Source organism: Pectobacterium zantedeschiae (genome assembly GCF_004137795.1).
Taxonomy (GTDB): Bacteria; Pseudomonadota; Gammaproteobacteria; order Enterobacterales; family Enterobacteriaceae; genus Pectobacterium; species Pectobacterium zantedeschiae.
The window spans coordinates 115846-139916 of record NZ_NWTM01000006.1; the positions used below are offsets into that span (position 1 = coordinate 115846).

A 24071-nucleotide genomic window follows, 5' to 3' on the forward strand; every position below is an offset into this window, starting at 1 on the left:
ATAAAAAGGACGTCATTTCATGAGTCAGGATAAAAGCAGCGCGTTAGCTGCTAGCGGGGATGCCGCAAAGCGTAATTTCACCACGGATAATAAGATTTCAGGGGGATGTACAGCCTGTGCCTGCGAAATACTCGTTTATTACCATTACGATTCGGGCGACCCAATACCGAACGCCCCGTTTCAATTAACCGATAGCAATAACCACGAGATACGGGGTAAAACTGACGAAAATGGCCTATTTTTCATCCATGACATGGGGTGTAGCACATATGAACTGATTTTGGGGGAAGGCAGCGATACGTTCGACCCTAAAGAAACGGTGAAAAATAACCCTGTTTTGATGTCTAACCCTGCTTACGCGAGTTTTGCTGGAGAATACTTTTCCCTGTTCGTCATTCTGAGAGCGCAAGGGCTGGTGGAGTATGGGTCTGTCCAGCAGTCAGTGAGAATGCCGCTAAGTACGATACCGGATCAATATAAACCAGCGTTGAAACGCTTCTGGGAATTGGAAAGGCAGCTCTATAGAAGTGATGGCGAGCTCCAAAGAGAAATCCGCCGGATTCAGCATCAACAGGCAGCGGAGGTAGCTAGTAAGGCATCCAGTATTGATAACGCTGTTCTGCTGTTCTGTGAAGTCATTCTGGGTTGTATTCCCGTAGTCGGACAGGCGATGGATGTGTATTTCCTCGGGAAGTGGTGCTGGGATAGCTATGAAACTCCTGAATTGCTGAAGGACACCATGCACCAGATTGACGGGGTGCTGTGCGTCATTGGGTTTGTTCCTGGTGTTGGGGATGCGCTAAAAGTCAGTGGTAATGCCATTACGCAAGCCTTACGGAAGCTCAAAGGTGCTAAAGGCAACAAACAGCAGAATATTGAGGAAGCCACTCAGATTATTCGCCGTTTGAGTAACGGTAATATAGTCAACTGGTTGATGGGTATACGTTCTGATATCAGAATTTACGCTGATAAAGGGCAAAAAATACTGGAAACTATGAAAGCGGCGCTGGATCTGCTGGTGAAAGGTGTTTCTGGTGAGCGCAGTTGGATAGTTGTGCTGATGGCTGACAGCTTTCGAGCCATGGTGAACGTCCTCGAAAAATTAATCTCAATGTTTACCGTTGTCACGGGATTAATTGAGGCTGAATTTGCTGAATTTATCCCCCAAATCATGACACAGGTTATTGGCAGTGCGCGGCCTAAAGGGAGCTGTGAGTTATCTGCCATGACTGTGCAAAAGGGGGGATCGGGTGACTACCGTACTGAAGAGGAAATCACTGAATTTAATCAACGAGCAGGAAAGCCTAGTGGTTTGACGATGGCTGAGGTCGGAATGGTGTCGTCAATAGGTATACTTTCTGCTATGCCAGGGAAAGGCGGTAAGAATAGAATCGGTATGGCCTCTCAGAGTGGGAAACATTCGACGAGCGCCTCACATGCCTCTCAACGCCCACATACACCGTCTGAGCAACCCCATTCAACACCGGCGGAAACGCCAAAACCTCAAGATAAGCCTCAGCCTAAACCTAATGATAGCAGTCAAAAAAGTCAGCCTCATGAGGCTGAAAAACATTCATCGGGTGAGAATAAAAACACGCCAGATGGTGCTACGCGACTCCCTGATGGCACTCATACTATAACGGCAGGTGCTCGGACACCCAAACAAAACGTTGATGAAGCAGCCCAGAAAAAAGCACAAGAACAAAATGAAGACGCTAAATCTGACCCCAAAAATGGCAAACAAAATGGTGACCCTGTCGACATGGCAACCGGGGCTGTGGTGGAGCAGCGCACGGATATTCAGGTAAGCAGTCCTCTGCCGCTTTCATTGCAACGTTACTATCGTTCCACGGGAAAACGTCACTCTGGTTTATTAGGTACATTGTGGCGTACCAACTGGGATATCAGCCTGACGCTTAACGATGGGGTAGCAACGTTAACAGATGGTGAATTTAATCAGGCATTTTTCATGCTCCCGAATGAAGGGGAGTTCAGTCGCTCAACGTCGAACCCACAATGGCGGCTGGCTCGGCAGCAGGGTGAACTGGTGCTTCACCATGTTGGTGGCTTGCGCTATCGGTTTGAATATGCGCTTGGTCTCCAACTTTGTTTGACGTCGATTGACGATGCTTCGGGTAATCGGGTGGCTTTCGAGTGGGTGTTGGGCGAACTGCGCTGGGTTACGTTGTCGGATGGGCGTTTGATTCACGTCACGTCGGAACACCAAAGGGTCACGGCACTGACGCTGTGTACCCCGCAGCGTCAGCGATTAAAAACGCTGGCGAGCTATAGCTATGACGACCGTGGGTATCTACTGAGCGTGCGGGCAGATGAGGGGCGCAACTTTGACTATCGCTACTCACTGGAAGGCTGGCTGCTGCGCTGGTCGGATTTAGGCTCGACCTGGGTTGAGCATGATTACGATAAAAAAGGCCGCGCCATCCGGGACAGAACCTCGGAAGATTACTGGCCTGGTCACTTCGAATACGACGATGACACGCTGACCAGCCATTATCATAGCGGGTTTGGTGGGGTATTCAGCTATGTGCGCGACGAGCGCAACAATATTCTGCTGGAACGCACGCCAGACGGTGGTGAGACCCGGTTCGAATGGGTGGATAATCAACTGGTGGCAGAGACCGACCCGCTCGGCGGTCGAACGGTGTATCAGCGCAATGGCTGGGGGCAGGTCACCGAGGTTACCTTACCTGACGGTGCTACACACCAGTATGTGTATGATGATAATGGGCAACTGTTAGCCTACACCGACCCTATGGGTAACGAATGGCGCTATCAGCGTAATACGGCAGGGCAGGTTGTCGAGGTTAACGACCCGGAAGGGCGTGAGTGGCTATACCGTTATGGTGACACGGGGCAGTTGTCGACGGTGATAGGGCCAGACGGCGTGTTACAGCGTTACCACTATAACCGTCGTGGCCTGCTAAGCAGCCTTGAGCGGGATAATGCACCGCCGGTGATGTTCCGGTATGACGACCTTGACCGCCTGACAGAGCGGCATATCGGGCATGAAGCGGGCGTACAGGTGCGGCGCTGGGAGTATGACGGCGTGCGCGAGTCACCGTCGAAAGTGGTATACGAAGACGGTAGCGAGACGCGGTTTGGTTACGATGTGGAAGGCAACCTGACGGCGGTGACGGATGCACTGGGTCAACGCTACCAGTTCCGCTATGGGGCGTTTGATAATCTGCTGGAAGCGACGGACCCGCTGGGGGCGACGATACGCTACCACTACAATGCGGAAGCGGAGTTTGCCGGGGTAACGAACAGTCAGGGACGGGACTGGACGTACGGCTTTGACAGCAGTGGACGACTGAGCGAGGAGCGGCATTACGACGGTCGGGTATATCGCTATCACTACGATGTGGCCGACCGTCTGGTACAGCGTACGGCACCGGATGGCAGCGCGCTGCACTACGAGCATGATGCGGCAGGGCGGATAACGCGTATCACGGCGCGGAAAGCGGATGGTGAAACGGACGGCATCACCGAACTGGCGTATGACTCATCCGGCAGGTTGACCCAAGCGGCCAGCCCGGATGCGGTGGTGGAGTACGCCTATAACCGTGCGGGGCAGGTGACGTCGGAAACAGTCAACGGCGAAGCGGTACAGAGCGGTTACGACGCGGGCGGTCAGCGTGCCATTGTCGACGGTATTCTGGCGCCGCTACAGTTGGGGTGGCAGTCGGGCCGGCTGTCGTCGCTGGGTATCGGTTCCCACCAGCCGTTGCAGTTCAGCCACACGGCAGCGGGGGAAGAGCAGCGACGCACTAACGGCAGCGGTTTTTCACTGCGTCACGAGTGGAGCCCGACGGGGCTGTTGCAGCGTCAGGCGCTGGAAGGGGCGGACGGCCGGGTGAATGACGTGCTGGAGCGGCGTTATCAGTACGATGTGCTGGACCGTCTGACGGGCATCAGCGACAGCCACTGGGGTGAACAGGCGTTCCGGCTGAACGGTGCAGGTCAGGTGACGGCGGAGCGCCGTGATGAGGGACGGCGGCGTCAGGCGCGGCTGTTTGGCTACGACAGCGAACAGAACCTGTGCGAGGTGTCCCAGATAGCGCCGGGTCTGGGTGAGATGCTGAAGGTACAGGATGCGGTGGTACAGTCATCGGCGCGCTATGATGCGGCGGGACGGGTCATCGAGCGGGGTCACACGCAGTACCGGTATGATGACTGCGGGCGTCTGGCGATGAAACGGGAAACCCGGCCGGGGTTCAGGCCGAAGGAAACGTATTTCGACTGGGACGTGCAGGACCGACTGGTGCGGGTGAGTTTGCCAGACGGGGGGCGGTGGCGGTATCGTTACGATGCGTTTGGGCGCAGAATCAACAAGGTGCGCGAGGGGCAGGTGCCGTCGGCGCAGGCGGTAGCGCGGGTGGCGTACCGGTGGGACGGTGACCAGCTGATTGGTCAGCAGCAGTACCGGGCAGACGGTTCAGCGGCACGGGAAGTGCAGTGGGTGTACGAGCCGGGGAGCTTCCGGCCACTGGCACAGGTGGAAGCGCAGGGTGAGAGCACGCAGTTACACTACATCGTCACGGACCTGACAGGAACGGCGAGAGAGCTGTGCAGCGAGGAAGGGGACGTTCGCTGGCGCGGGGAACAGGGACTGTGGGGCGCACACCGCGAAGAGCGACGGCCTATTCCGCTGCGGCGCTACCTGGGCGATGCGGCGAACGAAGAGGTGTACTGCGAGCTGCGCTATCAGGGGCAGTTGTACGACGCAGAAACGGGGCTTTACTACAACCGGCATCGTTACTATGATGCGGAGAGTGGACAGTACCTGTCACCGGACCCGATAGGGTTACTTGGCGGCCGCAGACCACAAGGTTATGTACATAACCCGTTGGAATGGGTGGATCCATTTGGACTGACGCCGAAACAAGATGCAAAAATGGGGCCTCATGGGACGCTGAAAAAGGATCCTAGCCCTGGGCAGTCTCACCACCTTAACCAAGATGCTGCATATAGAGATGTTATTCCGAGAGAGAAAGGCGCTGCGATAAAATTAGAAGGTAACGCGTTTACTGAACCGGGAACACCTCATTATGAAGCCCATAGCTCAATGGAGAAGTTCTGGGATCAATATAGAAAAGGTGGAGAGTTCTATAGGGAAATGCCAACCAATACCCAATATACTCAGGCATTAAAACGTTCTCTGGAAGCTGCTGGTCTACCTGCTAATCAGGTCAATCAGGCAGTAAGATATAGTATACAAAATAGAATCCAACACGGTGCTCTTGGTGGTATGGAAGTACCTAGACTCCCTGGAAGAATTAATCAGGTAAAACCATGAAAATATCTCGTTATGCAGTTGATAGGTTGCTGAAAATAAATTGGTTCTCTGCTGTAGGTGATACGGTTCAGTTACCCGGAGTACGGCAAGTTAAAGATAAACATGAATTTATGAAAAGCATCGATGGGATTGAATGGGAAAATACTACACTAGAGGCTGGCAATGAAATAACGGGGCTTTTAGCTAAGAAGTTTTCAAACGACTATCATCATTGGAATCCATTGGTAAGAGAAGCTAAAAAAATATTAGATGGAGAAGTGTTGCCATCTATCTCATCAAATATCATTACAAATGAAGTGATATTAAATAATGTGAAGTGGGATCTGGTTAACTATCTAATGGAAGATGCATATAAGGATAAGATAAAAAAGCCACTTTTTTTTGATTCTCTGATCTGTATTTATGAATCAGGACATATTCCTTGCGGTTGGGATGGTGTCTGGCCTAATGGTAATTTAGTGATTTATTGATATATAAAATAGCCGGAAGAGATCACCCGATCGATCCTTCCGGTTTTTTTATTTTATTAGCGGTCAGGTTAGTCGCTATAAATTAATCTGCGTCTCAATAATAATCCTGCCGCGCTCCACCGTGACGGTAACGGGCATCCCGGTGATAAAGCCCGGCTCTTCCAGCCAGCGGCCTTTAAGGTTAATCGCCGACGGCGGGTTGGATTTACCATATACGGCAGCGGTTTTTCACTGCGTCACGAGTGGAGCCCGACGGGACTGTTGCAGCGTCAGGCGCTGGAAGGGGCGGATGGCCGGGTGAATGACGTGCTGGAGCGTCGTTATCAGTACGATGTGCTGGACCGTCTGACGGGCATCAGCGACAGCCACTGGGGTGAACAGGCGTTCCGGCTGAACGGTGCAGGTCAGGTGACGGCGGAGCGCCGTGATGAGGGGCGACCTATTCCGCTGCGGCGCTATCTGGGCGATGCGGCGAACGAAGAGGTTTACTGCGAGCTACGCTATCAGGGGCGGTTGTATGACGCAGAAACGGGGCTTTACTACAACCGGCATCGTTACTATGATGCGGAGAGCGGACAGTATCTGTCACCTGACCCGATAGGTTTAGCGGGCGGTATAAGGCCGCAGGCTTACGTTCATAACCCGTTGGAGTGGGTTGATCCGCTTGGGGTGACTAAATCAGGTTGTGATGGGGAAAATAGCCCAGAGAATTCAAAAACTCCTCCTAAGAGTCATAAGGAACAAGCAGCAGAACTTGGCTACTCAAAAACAAATGAGCGCTCTCATGGTCAGCCTGTTTATGTGAATAAAAAAGCACCGAGAGATGTAAGATATATTACTCATAATGTCGATGGACGTAATGGTGGTTTTTGGAAAGGCGCGGATAGCGTGAAGAATTTAGGAAGTAGAAAAACTAGGTCTGGAACATATGATGCTAATCTAAATAGGATAGGAGATTAGTTGTGAAGTATTCTTACAGGGTCGCTAAATACAGAAGTATTGATGATGGCGGTAATCCTCATTCATCTCCAGATGAATGGACTAGTTTTTTTGATGTTGGTGATAAAGTCGATATTGATGAATATCATAGGGTTGAAAATCAATATATTGATTTCATATCAGAGGCTTGCTCCTTTTTTTCAGTAAATGAGCTTAGGCTTAAGGATTTAGAGTTAAATGGCGATGTTAATTATTCAGATAATCAAAAGATTAAACTTAACTTTATTGAAGGTGTTGTTAAGAGTGTATTGAGGGAGGAGGTCTGGTGTAAGTTGGTTAGTGATAGTATTGAGTTTCATTTTGGATATGATTTTTATATTTATTTTTTATCAAGAAATAATCCCGAATCTTTTATTAAAAAACTTAATTCACCATTAACAGTGCAAGAATATATTTCACCATATATATAATGTTAACCGGAAGTGATCTCAACGATCCTTTCGGCTTATTTATTTTTAGCAGTTGGTTAGCCGCTACAGATTAATCTTCGTCTCAATAATGATCCTGCACCTAAAAACCATCTGCATGATATTTTCTCTAATTAACGTATTATAAGACGATAGCGTAAAAATTCTTGCTTTTTCCTGCCCGGTTATATCCAATCCCCAACGACAGATTAGTTGGTTTGCTTAAGAATAATCTGCCTCCCTCCAGAATCAGTTCTCTATTATTCATTTATTTCGTCTGATCTGCCTTGTTGCATTTTTCACTAGAATGACTAATTCTCATTTTTTAACATGCGAATTTTCTTAATTTCTTATTGTTATTTTTCATAAGGGAATTGAATTATTAGCAATGTAAATAAAAATACTGAATATGTCATTCAGTATTTTTTTTGTACACTGATTGTGTTTTTATTTTATTGTTTTTACGCCACTGCTATGCAGTTAATTTAATTTTTATCTTAATGTAAGTTAATGAGGCTATTTTGGATATGATGGATAATGAATTAATTTCGTCACTAATATTAAGTGAGCTAATTAAATATCGACGTAGGTTCACTCACTCGACGAAATCAGTGAGTGAAGAAGAGTCCCTGGTGACTCAGGTTCAATTACCCAGAGTTCGCGCTTTTGTTGAGGAAGGCCGTCGTATTGAGCTTATTCTACCAGCGTTTCCGGTCAAATCTCCCAGTCCTTATAAGGTGCTGGGGAGAATGCCGGATATGGCAGAGCGCTTGTCCCTGATATTTCTGAATTCGTTATGCCAGCGTATTCAGCTTTATTATCCACCCGGCGCACATATCCGCATTTGTTCTGATGGGCATGTATTTGGCGATCTGATTGGGACCAGCGACGAAACCATTAACACCTATCAGGATGAAATAGAAAATTTATTGCATGAACTGGGGGCCGTTCATCTCAGCGTCTTTAATCTTAAGGATGTGGAGAATATGGCTGCACTCACTGCTGACTATGATCATCTTCGCCAGAAACTGGTTGAGGATTACGCCGAATCAGAAGAGGAGATCAAGGAGCAGCTTATGCAGAGCGAAGAAGGCTTACAGCTTTATCGTTCAATAACTCGTTTCCTCTATGAAGATAGCCTGCGGCCCGACTATACCGGCTCTAACGCGGCCTTACAGAAGGATGCTAAAAAACGCGCATGTGGCGTTATTCAACGCAGCTGGGCGTGGGGCAACCTGCTTGCTGAAATTTTCCCTGACGCCATCCGTTTATCTATTCACCCGCAACCTGCGGACAGCCTAAAACTGGGTATTCATATGATGCCCACCAAAGATGACTGGTTGACGCCCTGGCATGGAGTTGCCGCCAATGTTAATGGGCAGTTTGTACTTATGAAGAATATGGATGCACAGCAGTTGGCCGGTGAGGTGGTAGAAATTCGTGGCATGCCTAGCCATTACTTAGTCAAACAGCCGGATGTGGCATAAGCGTGCTCTTCCCTCGCTTTATCATCTGCTGAAAATATCAACATTGTCATCTTATAAAGGAATATACACGATGGAAAATAGCATGAACTGTCACATCGAAACGCTTTCCCCTTTTGGTGCGTTGCTGACGCCTGTCGACACGGGGCAAAGTATCACCACGCTGCCGATCGATACATTGCGTGATCTCGCTCGCAAGCACCATCTTCTGGTACTGCGTGGGTTTTCTTCTGGATTTTCCAAACCTGAAACGTTGACCGAGTATGCCGGTCACTGGGGGGAAATCATGATGTGGCCTTTCGGGGCGATTCTGGACGTGAAGGAACATGCGGATACCAAGGATCACATCTTTGATAACAGTTACGTACCGCTGCACTGGGATGGGATGTACAAACCAACGATCCCCGAATTTCAACTGTTCCACTGCGTCTCTGCGCCGGGGCAGGATCAAGGTGGGCGTACCACCTTCGTTGATACCACACGTTTGCTGGCTGAGGCCGACTCACAGTTAGTTGATGAGTGGCGTCGTGTTTCAATCACTTACCGCATTAAAGCCGTTGTGCATTACGGTGGTGAAGTGACTTCACCATTGGTTATTCCTCACCCTAACGGCGTTGGTGAGATTATGCGTTATAACGAACCGCCGACCGAAGGGGAGCGTTTCCTTAACCAGCATGCGCTGGAATACCATCATGTCACGCCGGAAGCACAAAATACATTTAGCCAGACGTTGCGGCAGCACTTGTACGATCCCCGTTATTATTATGCGCATCAATGGCTACAGGGGGATGTTGTCATAGCCGACAACTTCTCGCTATTGCATGGTCGCGAAGCCTTTACAGCGCAGTCTGCGCGTCACCTGCAACGTGTGCATATTCAGGGCACTCCGATTTGCGTGAATACCTGTATTGATAACGCGGCATAAGGGAAAACATCATGGCACATATTCTCATGGCGGCGATGGCAACGCCGGGTCATGTTTACCCGTTGCTGACCATCGCTCGCTATTTGGTTGAGCAGGGGAACGATGTCACGTTGTTTAGCGGTGTGCTGTTCCGCGAGCAGGCAGAGGCCGCAGGTGTGGGGTTTATTCCTTTTAGCGATGACATTGATTTCGATTACCGACACCTTGAGCAGCATTTCCCCAAACGTGCGATGCTGCCGCCGGGTAACGCGCAGATGGCTCTGGCCCTGAAGGATTTCTTTGCTGCGCCGATTCCATTGCTGGATAGCCAGTTGCGTGACGCGTTGGCAAAGACTCATGCCGATTTGCTCATGGTTGAAAACTGTTTTTATGGTGTTTTGCCGCTATTGTTCTCCGAACGGCGGCCTCCCGTTATCGTAGTGGGTGTTACGCCGTTATCCTATTCAACGCGAGATTCTGTTTTTTATGGGCCTCGCATTCCTCCCAAATTGCTGCCGCCCGATCTGAGTCGTGAGCAACTTGTTGATGAGGAAACCCGGGGATTCATGAGCGAGGTTCAACACGCGTTTAATCACGCAATGGTGCAGGCGGGAGGAAAGCCACTTGAGCAGCCTTTTATGGATGCGCTAATTGGCCGCTGCGATCGTTTCTTGCAGCTATCCACTACCGAGCTAGAGTATCAGCGTGACGATTTGCCACAAAGCGTGAGATTTATTGGACCATTATCCCACCACGTTGCAGCAGAACGTGTCCCGCAATGGTGGGGGGAGGACGACAGTCGGCCGCTTATTATTGTTTCACAGGGAACGCTGGCGAATGTCGACCTGCAACAGCTCATTGGGCCAACATTGCGTGCGCTGGCTGACTTACCCGTCAGAGTGCTGGCGACCACCGGAGGACGTTCGGTTGATTCACTGCAAGCATCCTTGCCTGAAAATGCCAGAGTGGTGAGTTTCCTCTCTTATGACGATTGGCTACCGACGGCGTCGATATTAATAACCAATGGTGGATATGGCTCAATTAATGCTGCGCTGAAGGATGGTGTTCCCTTAATTGTGGCCGGAGTAGGGGAAGATAAGCAGGAAGGTGCTGCGCGCGTGGTATTCGCCAAATGCGGAATTAACCTGCAAACCAGTACGCCAAGTGAACGGCAGATTAAACAGTCTGTTATTGAGATATTGGAGGATCCCGGCTATTTACAGCGTGCAAGATGGATCCAGGCAGATTATGCCAGCCATGATGCATTTGCTCTGATTCAGGCCGAAGTGAACGCATTATGTCTTTCAAAGGAATATCCGCCAAAGGAAGATGGCATAACATCAGGCAGGGATGTATCTCTGCTTCGCGCTTAGCCATTATTTAGTGATTATGCTCTGAAATCAGCCACGCGTTATGGGGTGAAACGGTGCCCCATAGCGCTATTGCGGATCATATTTTTAAAATAGAATACGCGCACGGATGTTTTATCGCAGGGGCAGTATATGAAATTATTTTTAGCTGTGATTTTTTCAGCATTGATGATTCCTCAGACCGGCTTTTCAGCAACAAAAACGAATGCGCTGACGTTGCTGAAACATTTGGATGTGACCACCTTCCGCAGTTCCTTTGGGCCGAAACATTTCCCTAAGGGAACGCTGCTGAAGGATACTGGTGACTACGAGTTTAGCCAGGAAAAAGACCGGGCAGATGCAACGGAAAAAGATGGCAGTTGGACATATTCGCTAAAGATTATCTCGGAAAATGAAAAAGAGATAATTGCCTGTTTCGTAGATGATGCGCACATTGGGAGCTATTTTTCGACAAGTCCTTTCCTGATAAAGAAAACGAAGAATGCTCAGGCCTATTCGGTGATTGAGCTTGATCACGATATAGAAGGATGTGCACTCAACCCCAAAGATCAATAATCTTGATTGCCATCGGTAAATGAATAATGTTCGTGATCCGAACGTTATTAAAAATAAGGAGCCGCCATAAGCCGCTCCTTTTTTGTTTTTATTATCGCTGTTTTACAGCGCTTTATCGGTTAACAACGCAACCTTACTGGCTGTTGATACGCGTTCAAGGTACGCGTGGACGTTAGGGCCAAACTGCACGCCTTTCACTATCGTGAGCGACAGTAAAATAGGGAATAGAATAAAATCGGTGGTGGAAATGGCATTGACGTTTGCCAGACGCGGCTCCAGCGCTTCGAGTTTCTGCTCCACTTCTGCAATCAGTTCTGGCGTTTTTGCTATCAGCGCATCCAGGTCACCGAAGGCTTTTTCTTCACGCAGGATATAGGCGTGACGCGCTTCAGGCGTGGAGAGCTCTTTGAAATCGGCTTTTGTGAAGCGGGGAACGGCAAGGTTAAACACCGCGCTGGAAATGGACTTACACCAGGCTTCAATATCAGCATCAACCGGTTTGTCGGCGATTAACGGTGCTTGCTTGCTGTCCACATAGTGGACGATATCCATGCTTTCCGGCATGAAGCTACCATCTTCTTTCTGCAGGATAGGTACCACTTTACGACCCACCATGCGCGTTGGCGTGTCGACATCTCCCTCCATAATAACGGATTGCTCAACAGGCAGATCTTTCAGACCAAAAATCATTCTGGCTCTGACACAGAATGGGCAGTGTTCGTAAATGAAAAGTTTCATGCATCGCCTCGTAAGATTTTGAAAAAGTCAGCAAAAGTTTGCCAGCCCGGTCATGACAAGTCATGCCATCAGAGTAATACCTGATGCTGTTGGTGGTAAAGCGAATGTGGCTCGCCCTTGCTGAAGGCAAGAAAAGGAGAAGCGCATGTGAATCCACATGACACGTATCGGATTGCGGTATGATGCAGTGCAACCCCTTTTGCGGAAGAGAAAAAATGGATCGTCTGAGCGCGCTGGAAACATTTATCTGCGTTTTTGAAACGGGTTCTTTTTCCGCCGCGTCCCGCAGACTCGGTATTGGACAGCCTGCGGTTTCCAAAGCGATTATGCAGCTTGAAAATCAGTTGGAAGTACCGCTACTGCTTCGCTCTACCCGAGGTCTGACGCCGACAGAAGCTGGTCAGCACTTTTATGAGCAAATTGTCCCCGCATTAAAAATGCTGGGGGATGCTCAAGATAATGTGGTTAGCGGTAATACCGCGCTGTCCGGTCGGCTGCGCATCTGTGCGCCAGTGACCTTTGCCAGGCTACACATTATGCCCCGGCTCCATGAATTTATTGCCGAGCATCCACAGCTAAACGTTGATGTCATTCTTGACGATCGTCCGATCGATCTGATCGCTGAAGGTATTGATGTGGCACTGCGCTTGGGCCAGATGAAGGATTCAGGTTTGATCGCACAACGGCTGGCTTCTTGTACCATGCGCCTGTTGGCGACTCCCGACTATTTTTCGGTTCATGGCATGCCGGCTTCTCCTGCTGCCTTGGCCGCGCATTCGGCCATCATCTATTTGCAGGGAGAGAAAACCGATCGCTGGATTTTTTCTCAGGGTGAGACACAGACCACGGTATTCCCTGATGGCCGTATCCGTGTTACAGCGGCAGAAGGCGTGCGTGCGGCCGTGCTGTCCGGCGCAGGATTGGCGGTGGCCTCTGAATGGATGTTCGCACCAGAGCTTGAGAATGGACAGGTTATTACCGCGCTGGATTCATGGTCGCTGGGTAAGATGGATTTGTGGGCTGTCTATCCAGGAGGCCGTATGACATCAGTCCGTGCCAGAATTTTTACTAGCTTTGTTCAACGTCTTTTTTCCTGACTCATTCCCATTCGGAATAGCTGATATCCACTTTGCCTCGCTACTGGGAATGATCACTGCGTCTTATGCTGCACTTATCGCTTGCCGACTTCCGGCGAGAAATACATAGAAGGTATGATGATGAGTGCATTATCCAGCGAGGCGGGTGTCAGAACGCCGCATGTTCCTGGCAAGTTATTGATTTTCTCAATGGCGGCAGCTAGTGGGATTTCTGTTGCCAATATTTACTACAACCAGCCGATGTTGGGCGTGATCAGCGAAAGCTTTACGTCGAGCGAGGCAACTTCGCTGATTCCAACTGTGACGCAACTGGGCTATGCCTTGGGACTGCTACTTCTGGTGCCTCTCGGTGATAAATATGATCGCCGTCGGCTAATCGTGTGGCAATTCTTGGTGCTGGCGTTGGCCTCTGCATGTGCTGCATTGTCGACATCGGCTTTCGCCTTATTAAGTACCTCGTTGCTCATCGGTTTTGGGGCTACCGCCGCACAGCAGATTGTTCCGGCTGCCGCAACGCTTGCCGATGTGAAACTGCGTGGTGCGATTGTCGGGACAGTAATGAGTGGATTGCTGAGCGGTATTCTGCTTAGCCGTACGATTGCGGGCCTTGTAGCAGAAAGCGCTGGCTGGCGTGCGATGTTCTGGCTGAGCGTACCGCTGGCTCTGGCGGGCGCGTGGGCGATGGGAAGAATGTTACCGGCTTCACCCTCGAATCAAGCCGTTCGTTACAGTGAGCTGATGCGTTCGCTGGTGACGCTGTGGCGTAATGAACGCACATTACGCAAAGCCACACTGATTCAGGCGCTGTTGTTTGCATCGTTCAGCGCGTTCTGGAGCGTGCTTGCGCTGTATCTGGAAAGCGGACGCTTTCAAATGGGGGCCGCCGCTGCGGGTCTCTTTGGTGTGATTGGCGTGGCTGGCATTTTTGCGGCTCCGCTGGCGGGAAGACTGTCTGATCGCGTCGGCAGTCGCCCGGTAGTGATTGCCGGAGCGCTACTGACGATGCTGTCATGGGGGATATTTAGCGGTTTTGATTCTGTTATTGGCCTGATTATCGGTGTTGTTCTGCTCGATCTCGGCGTTCAAAGTGCGTTAATTGCCAATCAGCATGTGATCTACGGACTTGGTGAGACGGCCAGAGGTCGAATCAATACTGTGTTCATGGGCGGAATGTTTTTGGGTGGTGCGAGTGGATCCTCGGTTGCGATGGCCGCATGGCATCAAGGAGGATGGCTGATGGTCGGGGGACTTGCCAGCACGTTGGCAATCATGGCGCTGCTGGCTGCGTTGATGAGCACGAAGAAAGCGTAGTTATGATCGGAAAAGCAGGCTGGAATAGCCAGATATTGCAGTGAGGTAGTATCGCCAATGTTGTTTTACAACCGGCAGATTAACCTTACTTGCGGATGACAATACTATACATTCGGCTTGCTATAGTCCTTGCATCCCTTGTCAGTACCTCACACCTTTGTGAGTGTTGTGTAGTTAACCATCCCTGTCATTAGAATGACCTTACCCGCCTCGTGCGGGTTTTTTTTGCCTGCTATCTGAGTAGCGCTGAACGTACCTATCTATATAGTGGCATTTTTGATTGGATGTTCAGGGACTATTTTGTTTGGTAACGACTCGGTTTCTGCCTTCATGTTTGGCTTGATAGAGGGCGTCATCTGCGGTTTTTAAAACATTATCGATCTGTTCCGTTCCTGGAATAAAGCAGGTAACACCTAAGGAAATCGTAATATTCTCGGGAATTGGCAGTGGCATTTTTTCAACCTTTTTACGCAGCCGTTCGGCAATTTCAGCGGCTTGCTTCATGCCGGTGTCAGGCAACAGAGCCAGGAATTCTTCTCCGCCAGTGCGACAAATCAGGTCAGATCCGCGTGACCCTTGCTTTATGTTTTTAGCCAGCAGCCTGATGACGTCATCGCCAATATTGTGTCCGTAGGTATCATTCACACGTTTAAAATGGTCGATATCAATCACAATCGCTGCAACCTGATTACTCTTTGATAGAATGAGTTCAATATTTTCATAGATGCCACGGCGATTGAGTAACCCAGTGAGAGGGTCGGTGTGGGCCTGCAAACTTAGTTTTCCAATTCGTTTGTGCAGCAGTACCGTACCGAAAAGAATGACGCGTTTTAGCTGATCGACTTCGAAGTACCATGAGGGAACTTTCTTGATTTTTTCAATGACGCCGTGCTCTTCCATTTTGCTGGCTGAAACTGCCAGCAAACGCAGAGGGTTGGCAATATAAAAAGCGAGCAGGGTGAGTGCAATAAGCGTTAATGCCATTACCGGAGCGCCTTCATATAAGACGGAACGCATGACGCCGTTAATTGAATCGATCACGTTTTGAGAAGGATGTAAGGTAATGATAACCCAGCCAGATGAATTGACCGTATCAAAGCCAGCCAGAGACGGAGTGCCTAGCATATCGGGTATGGCCAGGGTTCCACTCTTCTTGTTCTGAAAGGCTTCTTTGATTTTCTTGTCACAGATCGATTTGCCGACCCACTGTTTATCTGGATGGTAGAGAACAACACCGTTTTTATCGATGACATAAACGCTGGAGTAATCATTATAGAAATGGGTATTCATGAATTCATTTAAGAAGCTTTTGCTTTTTAAATAAATTGTTCCACCAATATAACCGAGATAATTTCCCTGCTTGTCTTTTATGGGGGAAGACACCAAGACGATTAAGTTTCCGGTCATGGAGGTATAAGGCTGGCTGATTAACGGTCGCTGTTCCGTCAACGCGAGTTTGCTGGCCTCTGAGGTCAGTGTGCTACCTTTCAGATTGAGTGACGTTGGATAAACCGCGCGTATACGGTTCTGGCTGTCTGCAACAAAAATAGAATTAAAGCTTTGGCTCATGTGGTACGCCTGTTCGCTTTTCTCTAACAGTGCATTATCGTTACTAAAATTATCTGCAATCCATGTCGCGCTATAGGCTAACTCCTGCTGTGCGGAAGATAAAAAACTTTCTGTGGTGGCAGCTAATTTGGTGGAATAATTAAGGTTTGAATTAAGTATCTGATCGGTAATGAGCTTTTTTTGTACGTTATAAACGGCGATATAGGCATTCGTCAGCGTAATCACCATGCTGGTAATCGCGAGAGATAAAATGAGCGAACGTAAATTGATTGGGAACCGCTTTCTTATTTTCATTATGTCCGCCCCTACTTTCCGCTAGGTAAGCAAAATTAATCATTTTTGTTTTTATGAAAATTTGTTATGCAAAACTTGTGATGTAGTACGGGCTGAACATCTTTTACGATCGTTGAATAAATCCCCTCTATTCAAAGTTATAGACGCTAATTGGACTATCTGGCAACGTGTGATATCACGATTACTTCACCTTAATGGAGAGAATGTACGATCTCCAGTGTGCCGTTAATAATGAACTGCACCCCCATGCAAACCAGCAAAAATCCCATCAGCCGTGAAATGGCTTCAATACCACTTTTTCCGATCAGACGCATAATCAGGCCTGAGCTTTTCAGACTGAGCCAGACAATCAGGCTGATCAACATAAAAGTAAGTACAGGAGCAACGGTAATAACCCATGGCGTGATATCGATGCCGCTCTTGATTTGTGATGCCGAACTGATGATGAGGGCAATGGTTCCGGGGCCTGCGGTGCTAGGCATCGCTAGCGGAACGAAGGCGATATTGACTTCATTGGCGGAGAAACTGTCGTTAATTTCTTCTTTTTTACTTTTGACTTCAGGCGCGTGTTCTGGCTTTTGCTGAGGGAAAAGCATGCGAAAACCGATGAATACCACAATAAGCCCACCGGCAATACGTAATCCGGGAATGGAGATCCCGAAGGTGTTCATAACGATTTGGCCCGCGTAGTACGCGACAGTCATAATGATGAACACATAGAGCGAAGCCTGAAAGATCTGACGATTTCGCTCCCCCTGACTCATGTTGCCGGACATCGCCAAAAATACGGCTACCGTTGTCAGCGGATTCGCGAGTGGCAGGATTAACACCAGACCAAGACCAATGGTTTGAATCAATTCCAGCATTCTACGTTCCTTTTATGAGGGGGCTTTTTTTAGTTCCGAAAAACGGTCAATGGCGACCTGTCGCTATGGTATCTGGTGCAGTTTAAGCCAGCTCATCCTCCGCTAATTTCTTAAAACGATAGAGTGTTTTCGTCAGCATGTCGCGAGAAAACATATCAAACATTTGTCCGATCTTTTTCCCGATCAAACCTCCTGGTGGATTGTAGCGGATCGTCAGTGTTACTACTGTTCCGGCTTCCGACGCAGCAGGTTGAAAAGAAAGCCTGCCTTCATTGGGAACCCGCGCGCCTTCCAGAGAACGCCAGTGGATATACTCCCCCGGTTTTTCGTCAATGATACGAGCCTGCCACTCAATGAGAGCACCAATCGGTGTGTTAATCCGCCAGTTGGAATCGGTATGGTTCAGTATCTCGATACTGGCGAAATGGCCCATCAGAATCGGCAACGTTTCCGGTTTGCGCCAAAGATCAAACAAGCGTTCTGCCGGACGATGAATAGTAATGCTGCTGCTGATTTCATTGGCATAACTGCCGTTTTTCGCTTCAGTTCTTCTTAAGAAAGAGGGAAACACCCGTCATTCTCCCTAATGTATTGTTACCCCTTAATGGGCATATGTACGTCATTCTGACCGATATCGACCAGCGAAGCAAAGTGGGAGAGGGGGGCGGTAGTGGTGGTGCAGGCTATTGCATCAATAGTCAGAATTTTTACGCGCCTAATGTTGCGTTAATGTTCGTTCGTTACTGTAAGTCTCAGACAGAAGCCGAATGATGTGCCGCAAAACACCAGGGTTTTTACATAACGATAATAGCAGTACCCCGCCCACTATTTTTAGTGGGCTTTTTTTTATTTATATTTCACTGTTTGGGTATTTTATTTTTATGTGAATTGATATTGGTCAATTTATTGCTAATGGATTTGTACCTATTAAGATGTAATAGTTATTTATCCATGTGTTCTGAGCCATAAATAACGTGCTGATTGTGGACGATTTACTTTACAGGTGTGTCGTGATACGTTTATAGCCAGCTTTTATGCTGGTAGGAATAAAAATGAATAACCCATTTATTGCCAAGTGGAGTCGTAATGGCAATCTGCTTTGTCATGGTCACTGGATAATATCTTTTAAAGAAAAAGATTTCACGTTACCGGAAAAATATAAAGAAAATCATATGGGAACGATGGGGATCTACTCTGTCATCGATCCTGATGATGAAACCTACCGAGATGGATTAGATGAGGATGATTGGATTCTTGGAAATATCGACTGGCTTGCCGATAGTTTTGAAGAAAACAATGTCTCTATTGAAGAGTGTTATTTTAGATATTTTTTTCAGGCTATAAATAAACAGGACTGGCGATGCACTAGTTGCGCTGGTTGTATGTAAATTATACTGCCATTATTAATTACTCCTAACCTTTAGTGCTCCTGCCAAACGATAAGCTATTAGGGTCGTGCTGTTTTCTACCTGATTATTTGATGGCGTTTTATACGGTTTCCCTCGCTTTTCATTCCTTTTTCATCGTCTTTGCTATACGCCTCGCATACTGTACAGCGGGGCGTCTTTTTTAGGGAAAAGTGTTACCCTGACCAAACAATCCTTGATTAAGATGAGGCGGCAATGACGGAAACTGACATTCTGCGATTAAGCGCTTTGGTGGGAGAGAAACTCAAAGCGCGTGGTGCCACGTTGACGTGTGCAGAATCTTGTACCGGAGGCTGGCTGGCGAAGTCTATTACCGATGTCGCAGGGAGTTCTGGCTGGTTTGACTATGGTTTTGTGACGTACAGCAATCTGGCTAAGCAGCGTCTGGTTAATGTGAGCGCCGAGACATTGGAGCGACATGGTGCGGTAAGTGAAGATGTCGTCAATGAAATGGCCGCAGGGGCTTTGTTGGCAGCCAGTGCAGATTTTTCCATATCGGTAAGCGGCATCGCCGGGCCAGACGGTGGTACGGAAGATAAACCTGTCGGCACGGTGTGGTTTGGCTTCACAGACAAGCAGGGCGGGGCATTTGCCCGGACAATGCGGTTCAGCGGAGACAGAAATGCGGTACGCCTGCAATCGGTCCATTTTGCGCTGCAAACGCTGCTCGACGTGTTTCTGAAAAAATAATCTTGATGCTGTATGCGCATACAGTATAATGTCAGTAATTATTCAGCAATTCATGATTAAGCCGCCGCGTAGAGACTGTAGCTTTACGCCGCATGACAGGAGCATAAATGGCTATTGATGAGAACAAACAAAAGGCACTTGCGGCAGCACTGGGCCAAATCGAAAAGCAATTTGGTAAAGGTTCTATCATGCGGTTGGGCGAGGATCGCTCAATGGATGTTGAAACCATTTCTACAGGCTCTTTGTCCCTTGATATTGCTCTGGGTGCCGGTGGTTTACCGATGGGGCGTATCGTTGAGATTTATGGCCCGGAATCTTCTGGTAAAACCACGCTGACCTTACAGGTTATTGCTGCCGCACAGCGCGAAGGCAAAACCTGTGCGTTCATCGATGCTGAACATGCATTAGATCCGATTTATGCGAAAAAACTTGGCGTAGATATCGATAATCTGCTGTGTTCTCAGCCAGATACCGGTGAACAAGCTCTGGAGATCTGTGATGCATTAACACGCTCTGGCGCGGTTGACGTTATCATTGTTGACTCCGTTGCAGCGTTGACGCCGAAAGCCGAAATTGAAGGCGAAATCGGCGACTCCCATATGGGGTTGGCTGCACGTATGATGAGTCAGGCTATGCGTAAACTGGCGGGTAACCTTAAGCAAGCCAATACTCTGCTGATCTTCATCAACCAGATCCGTATGAAAATCGGTGTGATGTTTGGTAACCCTGAAACGACTACTGGTGGTAACGCACTGAAGTTTTATGCATCTGTTCGCCTGGATATTCGTCGTACTGGTGCTATCAAGGAAGGCGAAGAAGTTGTCGGTAGCGAAACCCGCGTTAAGGTCGTGAAGAATAAAGTGGCGGCACCGTTCAAACAGGCTGAATTCCAAATTCTCTACGGTGAAGGCATCAATATTCACGGTGAACTGGTTGATTTGGGTGTGAAACACAAATTGATCGAAAAAGCCGGTGCTTGGTATAGCTATAACGGTGACAAGATCGGTCAGGGTAAAGCAAACGCCTGTAATTTCCTGAAAGAGAACCCCGCGATTGCCGCTGAACTGGATAAGAAATTGCGTGAAATGCTGCTGCATAAAGGCAATGAACTGACGCCTACCGCAGCGGGAAATAGCCATGATGAAGATGAATTCGCTGGCGAAGGCAACGAAGAGTTTTAATCGTGGCTGAATTATCTCTGATAGAACATTTCAGCGGATAGGTGGATGAATAAACCATTACGCTATGCGATGAATGTGCTTTCTGTTCGCGATTATAGTGAAACCGAAATACGCCGCAAATGTGCGGCGTATTTATATAAGTCAGAAAGTACGGAAAATGAAGCAGATGAAGTCGCTTCACGCTCTGCGGCAGAAGACGTAGAAGCAGCAATTGCTTACTGCAAAGAACATGGTTGGCTGGATGATGCGCGTTATGCACGCCGCTATATCAGCAGCCGGAGCCGTAAAGGCTATGGTGTCCAACGGATCAGAATGGAGCTAAGCCAGAAAGGAATCGATAAGACAACGTTAGCCACGGCATTGAACGAGAGCGATATCGACTGGTGCGCGCTGGCGAAATCTGTTGTCGAACGAAAATTCGGGCATCCTCTGTCCGATGAGTGGAAAGACAAAGTCAAACATCAGCGATATCTGCTCTATCGTGGCTTTTTTCATGAAGAAATCCAGTCAATTTATACGAATTTTTCAGATTGAACGCACACGGGATTTTACTTCCCATCGAAGAAAATTTATCTTATTCCCACTTTTTTGTTCGTGAGTTGCTCGGTAACGTCAGCATGCTGGACTAACCTTGCCCGCGATCTGTTCTTCTAGCTTGATTCCAGGACAATTATGAGCAAGAGCACCGCTGAGATCCGTCAAGCGTTTCTCGATTTTTTCCACAGTAAGGGACACCAGGTTGTTGATAGCAGCTCTCTGGTGCCGAACAACGATCCGACATTGTTATTCACCAATGCGGGTATGAACCAATTCAAAGATGTGTTCCTCGGGCTGGATAAACGTAGCTATGTCCGGGCGACGACCTCACAGCGTTGCGTACGTGCCGGTGGCAAACATAATGACCTGGAAAACGTAGGTTATACCGCACGCCACCACACCTTCTTTGAAATGCTGGGTAACTTCAGCTTCGGTGACTACTTCAAGCATGACGCGATTCGCTATGCGTGGGAATTGCTGACCTCTCCTCAGTGGTTCAATTTGCCGAAAGAAAAACTGTGGGTAACGGTATACGCAACGGATGATGAAGCCTACGGCATTTGGGCTGATGAAGTTGGCGTACCGCGCGAAAGAATTATTCGTATTGGTGATAACAAAGGCGGACCTTACGCTTCTGATAACTTCTGGCAAATGGGCGAAACGGGGCCGTGTGGTCCATGTACTGAGATTTTCTACGATCACGGTGAGCACATCGCGGGTGGCCCGCCTGGAAGCCCTGATGAAGATGGCGATCGCTATATCGAAATTTGGAATCTGGTTTTCATGCAGTTTAACCGTCAGGTTGATGGAACAATGCTGCCGTTGCCGAAGCCTTCCGTCGATACCGGTATGGGATTAGAGCGCGTGTCTGCCGTGTTGCAGCACGTCAATTCAAACTATGATATCGATTTGTTCAAAACGCTGATTGATGCGGTAGCGAAAGCCGTCGGTACGACGGATTTAACCAATAAATCATTGCGTGTTATCGCCGACCATATCCGTTCTTGTGCGTTCCTGATTGCAGATGGCGTGATGCCATCTAATGAAAACCGTGGTTATGTGCTGCGCCGTATTATTCGTCGTGCTGCGCGTCACGGTAACATGCTGGGTGCTACTGATGCCTTCTTCTACAAGCTGGTAGCACCGCTGATTGAAGTCATGGGCCCGGCGGCAGAAGAGTTGAAAAAGCAGCAGTCTGTGGTTGAGCAAGCGCTGAAGATGGAAGAAGAGCAGTTTGCCCGTACGCTGGAACGTGGTTTGTCTCTGTTAGACGAAGAAATTAAAAACCTGAAAGGGGATACGCTGGATGGTGAAACGGCCTTCCGCTTGTATGACACCTATGGTTTCCCTGTCGACCTCACTGCGGATGTGTGCCGTGAACGTGGCCTGAAAGTCGATGAAGAAGGTTTTGAAGCCGCGATGACGGCTCAGCGGCAGCGCGCGCGTGATGCCAGTGGATTTGGCGTTGATTACAATAGCCTCATCCGCGTAGATGAAAATACACCATTCTGCGGCTATGAAAAAACGCAGCAACAAGCAAAAGTCATTGCGCTTTATCACAATGGGAACGCGGTTGATCAGATTGCGGCAGGTGATGAAGCGGTAGTGATTCTGAACGAGACTCCGTTCTATGGTGAATCCGGTGGTCAGGTTGGCGATCAGGGTGAACTGAAAAATGCTGGCGTCAGCTTTGCCGTTCAGGATACTCAGAAATACGGTCAGGCTATCGGCCACGTTGGTAAACTGACTCAGGGCACGCTGCGTGTTAACGATAGTGTTGATGCTAATGTTGATAACCAGCGACGCGAGCGTATTCGTCTGAACCACTCCGCGACGCACTTGCTGCATGCCGCGCTGCGTCAGGTTCTGGGCGATCATGTTGCACAGAAAGGTTCTCTGGTTAATGACAGCTATCTGCGCTTTGACTTCTCACATACAGAAGCGATGAAACCTGAACAGATTCGTCAGGTTGAAGATATTGTCAACGCACAAATCCGCCGTAACCTCACCGTGCAAACAGATGTCATGGCGCTGGACGATGCGAGAGCAAAAGGCGCGATGGCACTGTTTGGTGAGAAGTATGACGACCATGTCCGTGTCCTGACGATGGGGGATTTCTCCATTGAGCTTTGTGGGGGCACACACGCCAGTCGTACTGGTGATATCGGTCTGTTCCAAATCATTTCTGAATCAGGTACTGCTGCTGGGGTGCGTCGCATTGAAGCGACCACGGGTGAGAATGCGCTATCCGCGCTGCATCGCCAGAGCGACGTTCTGCAAGATATCGCGCAACTTCTGAAAGGGGATAGTCACAACCTGACGGATAAGGTACGCTCTGTTCTGGATCGTGCCCGCGCGTTGGAGAAAGAGCTTCAGCAGTTGAAAGCTCAGCAAGCGGCTCAGGAAAGTTCGTCACTGTCTGGTAAGGCAAAAGAGGTTAACGGTGTTAAGTTGTTGGTTACGCAACTGGACAACGTGGATCCTAAGCTGCTGCGCACGATGGTTGACGATCTGAAGAATCAGCTAGGGTCTGCTGTTATCGTTCTCGGAACGGCGGCAGAAGGCCGGGTTAGCTTGATTTCTGGTGTAACGAAAGATCTGACTGACCGTGTCAAAGCCGGTGAACTGATTGGGTTTGTTGCCCAGCAGGTTGGCGGTAAAGGCGGTGGTCGTCCAGATATGGCTCAGGCCGGTGGCTCAGATGTATCTGCGTTACCTGCTGCACTGGCAAGCGTTGAATCTTGGGTTGCAGCTAAGCTATAAACGATAGATAACGTTTTATTCGCGTTATCCAACAAAACGCCATAACTTTCTGGTTGTGGCGTTTTTGTCTGCGGAAAAGGATCCGGCAAACA

At 48.8% G+C, this 24071-nt stretch carries 18 protein-coding genes and 2 pseudogenes; 15 read left to right on the forward strand and 5 right to left on the reverse strand.

Features of this window, described 5'->3' with window-relative positions:
- Positions 1–19 precede the first annotated feature (19 nt).
- Positions 20–5317, forward strand: a complete 5298-nt coding sequence (locus tag CLR69_RS21435; protein ID WP_242451669.1) for an RHS repeat-associated core domain-containing protein — start codon at positions 20–22, stop codon at positions 5315–5317.
- Positions 5314–5787 carry a hypothetical protein gene (locus CLR69_RS21440; protein WP_131535168.1) on the forward strand — a complete coding sequence of 158 codons (474 nt, stop codon included), beginning with the start codon at positions 5314–5316 and terminating at the stop codon, positions 5785–5787. The genes CLR69_RS21435 and CLR69_RS21440 overlap by 4 nt, the downstream gene beginning before the upstream one ends.
- A 75-nt stretch (positions 5788–5862) precedes the next feature.
- Here CLR69_RS21440 and CLR69_RS21445 read toward each other — a convergent pair.
- Positions 5863–5997 (reverse strand): annotated as a pseudogene (locus CLR69_RS21445) (SymE family type I addiction module toxin); the annotation flags it as partial.
- 6 nt (positions 5998–6003) lie between these two features.
- On the opposite strand from CLR69_RS21445, the pseudogene CLR69_RS23475 reads away from it, so the two are divergent.
- From CLR69_RS23475 to CLR69_RS21475, 6 genes and pseudogenes are all read left to right on the forward strand, one after another.
- Positions 6004–6747: pseudogene (locus CLR69_RS23475) on the forward strand (toxin C-terminal domain-containing protein); the annotation flags it as partial.
- A 2-nt stretch (positions 6748–6749) separates the two neighbouring features.
- On the forward strand, positions 6750–7196 hold the full coding sequence (locus CLR69_RS21455; RefSeq protein ID WP_131535169.1) for a hypothetical protein: 447 nt from the start codon (positions 6750–6752) through the stop codon (positions 7194–7196).
- A gap of 527 nt (positions 7197–7723) precedes the next feature.
- Complete coding sequence (gene pvcA, locus CLR69_RS21460; RefSeq protein WP_197730606.1) at positions 7724–8680, forward strand: L-tyrosine isonitrile synthase; 957 nt, start codon at positions 7724–7726, stop codon at positions 8678–8680.
- Between the two features lie 70 nt (positions 8681–8750).
- Positions 8751–9602, forward strand: a complete 852-nt coding sequence (locus tag CLR69_RS21465; RefSeq protein WP_165504381.1) for a TauD/TfdA dioxygenase family protein — start codon at positions 8751–8753, stop codon at positions 9600–9602.
- An 11-nt stretch (positions 9603–9613) separates the two neighbouring features.
- Positions 9614–10954, forward strand: coding sequence for a glycosyltransferase (locus CLR69_RS21470; protein WP_131535172.1), 1341 nt, complete (start codon positions 9614–9616; stop codon positions 10952–10954).
- A 129-nt stretch (positions 10955–11083) separates the two neighbouring features.
- Positions 11084–11506, forward strand: coding sequence for a bacteriocin immunity protein (locus CLR69_RS21475; RefSeq protein WP_129709909.1), 423 nt, complete (start codon positions 11084–11086; stop codon positions 11504–11506).
- 102 nt (positions 11507–11608) lie between these two features.
- On the opposite strand, the gene grxB is transcribed toward CLR69_RS21475, so the two are convergent.
- On the reverse strand, positions 11609–12244 hold the full coding sequence (gene grxB / locus CLR69_RS21480; RefSeq protein WP_131535173.1) for a glutaredoxin 2: 636 nt from the start codon (positions 12242–12244) through the stop codon (positions 11609–11611).
- Positions 12245–12459: 215 nt separating this feature from the next.
- Here grxB and CLR69_RS21485 point away from each other — a divergent pair, with 215 nt between their 5' ends.
- On the forward strand, positions 12460–13341 hold the full coding sequence (locus CLR69_RS21485; RefSeq protein ID WP_131535174.1) for a LysR family transcriptional regulator: 882 nt from the start codon (positions 12460–12462) through the stop codon (positions 13339–13341).
- Positions 13342–13461: 120 nt separating this feature from the next.
- Complete coding sequence (locus CLR69_RS21490) at positions 13462–14652, forward strand: MFS transporter (protein ID WP_165504382.1); 1191 nt, start codon at positions 13462–13464, stop codon at positions 14650–14652.
- A 288-nt stretch (positions 14653–14940) separates the two neighbouring features.
- Here the strand turns inward: CLR69_RS21490 and CLR69_RS21495 are convergent, their stop codons facing one another.
- From CLR69_RS21495 to CLR69_RS21505, 3 genes are all read right to left on the reverse strand, one after another.
- A complete protein-coding gene (locus CLR69_RS21495; RefSeq protein WP_131535176.1) occupies positions 14941–16515 on the reverse strand; it encodes a sensor domain-containing diguanylate cyclase in 1575 nt (524 codons plus the stop codon).
- A 191-nt stretch (positions 16516–16706) separates the two neighbouring features.
- Positions 16707–17381, reverse strand: coding sequence for a MarC family NAAT transporter (locus CLR69_RS21500; RefSeq protein ID WP_131535177.1), 675 nt, complete (start codon positions 17379–17381; stop codon positions 16707–16709).
- 82 nt (positions 17382–17463) lie between these two features.
- Positions 17464–17952: an SRPBCC family protein gene (locus tag CLR69_RS21505; RefSeq protein WP_129709897.1), complete on the reverse strand. Its 489-nt coding sequence runs from the start codon at positions 17950–17952 to the stop codon at positions 17464–17466.
- Between the two features lie 481 nt (positions 17953–18433).
- On the opposite strand from CLR69_RS21505, the gene CLR69_RS21510 reads away from it, so the two are divergent.
- The 5 genes from CLR69_RS21510 to alaS all read left to right on the forward strand — a co-directional run bounded on the left by CLR69_RS21510 (position 18434) and on the right by alaS (position 23979).
- On the forward strand, positions 18434–18769 hold the full coding sequence (locus CLR69_RS21510) for a hypothetical protein (RefSeq protein WP_131535178.1): 336 nt from the start codon (positions 18434–18436) through the stop codon (positions 18767–18769).
- A 234-nt stretch (positions 18770–19003) separates the two neighbouring features.
- On the forward strand, positions 19004–19498 hold the full coding sequence (gene pncC, locus CLR69_RS21515; RefSeq protein WP_131535179.1) for a nicotinamide-nucleotide amidase: 495 nt from the start codon (positions 19004–19006) through the stop codon (positions 19496–19498).
- A gap of 107 nt (positions 19499–19605) precedes the next feature.
- A complete protein-coding gene (gene recA, locus CLR69_RS21520) occupies positions 19606–20679 on the forward strand; it encodes a recombinase RecA (protein ID WP_129709891.1) in 1074 nt (357 codons plus the stop codon).
- A gap of 45 nt (positions 20680–20724) precedes the next feature.
- A complete protein-coding gene (gene recX, locus CLR69_RS21525; RefSeq protein ID WP_131535180.1) occupies positions 20725–21213 on the forward strand; it encodes a recombination regulator RecX in 489 nt (162 codons plus the stop codon).
- A gap of 138 nt (positions 21214–21351) precedes the next feature.
- Entirely contained in the window at positions 21352–23979 is a 2628-nt protein-coding gene (gene alaS, locus CLR69_RS21530; RefSeq protein WP_129709887.1) for an alanine--tRNA ligase, read from the forward strand.
- The last annotated feature ends 92 nt before the right edge of the window (positions 23980–24071 follow it).

What these genes read in the sequence shown, in the direction of transcription:
- CLR69_RS21470 (WP_131535172.1), top strand. Translation starts at nt 9,614, where the DNA reads ATGGCACATATTCTCATGGCGGCGATGGCAACGCCGGGTCATGTTTAC.
- pvcA (WP_197730606.1), top strand. Translation starts at nt 7,724, where the DNA reads ATGGATAATGAATTAATTTCGTCACTAATATTAAGTGAGCTAATTAAA.
- CLR69_RS21510 (WP_131535178.1), top strand. Translation starts at nt 18,434, where the DNA reads ATGAATAACCCATTTATTGCCAAGTGGAGTCGTAATGGCAATCTGCTT.
- recX (WP_131535180.1), top strand. Translation starts at nt 20,725, where the DNA reads ATGAATAAACCATTACGCTATGCGATGAATGTGCTTTCTGTTCGCGAT.
- pncC (WP_131535179.1), top strand. Translation starts at nt 19,004, where the DNA reads ATGACGGAAACTGACATTCTGCGATTAAGCGCTTTGGTGGGAGAGAAA.
- CLR69_RS21465 (WP_165504381.1), top strand. Translation starts at nt 8,751, where the DNA reads ATGGAAAATAGCATGAACTGTCACATCGAAACGCTTTCCCCTTTTGGT.
- CLR69_RS21495 (WP_131535176.1), bottom strand. Translation starts at nt 16,515, where the DNA reads ATGAAAATAAGAAAGCGGTTCCCAATCAATTTACGTTCGCTCATTTTA.
- recA (WP_129709891.1), top strand. Translation starts at nt 19,606, where the DNA reads ATGGCTATTGATGAGAACAAACAAAAGGCACTTGCGGCAGCACTGGGC.
- CLR69_RS21485 (WP_131535174.1), top strand. Translation starts at nt 12,460, where the DNA reads ATGGATCGTCTGAGCGCGCTGGAAACATTTATCTGCGTTTTTGAAACG.
- alaS (WP_129709887.1), top strand. Translation starts at nt 21,352, where the DNA reads ATGAGCAAGAGCACCGCTGAGATCCGTCAAGCGTTTCTCGATTTTTTC.
- CLR69_RS21475 (WP_129709909.1), top strand. Translation starts at nt 11,084, where the DNA reads ATGAAATTATTTTTAGCTGTGATTTTTTCAGCATTGATGATTCCTCAG.
- CLR69_RS21490 (WP_165504382.1), top strand. Translation starts at nt 13,462, where the DNA reads ATGAGTGCATTATCCAGCGAGGCGGGTGTCAGAACGCCGCATGTTCCT.
- CLR69_RS21500 (WP_131535177.1), bottom strand. Translation starts at nt 17,381, where the DNA reads ATGCTGGAATTGATTCAAACCATTGGTCTTGGTCTGGTGTTAATCCTG.
- CLR69_RS21440 (WP_131535168.1), top strand. Translation starts at nt 5,314, where the DNA reads ATGAAAATATCTCGTTATGCAGTTGATAGGTTGCTGAAAATAAATTGG.
- grxB (WP_131535173.1), bottom strand. Translation starts at nt 12,244, where the DNA reads ATGAAACTTTTCATTTACGAACACTGCCCATTCTGTGTCAGAGCCAGA.
- CLR69_RS21435 (WP_242451669.1), top strand. Translation starts at nt 20, where the DNA reads ATGAGTCAGGATAAAAGCAGCGCGTTAGCTGCTAGCGGGGATGCCGCA.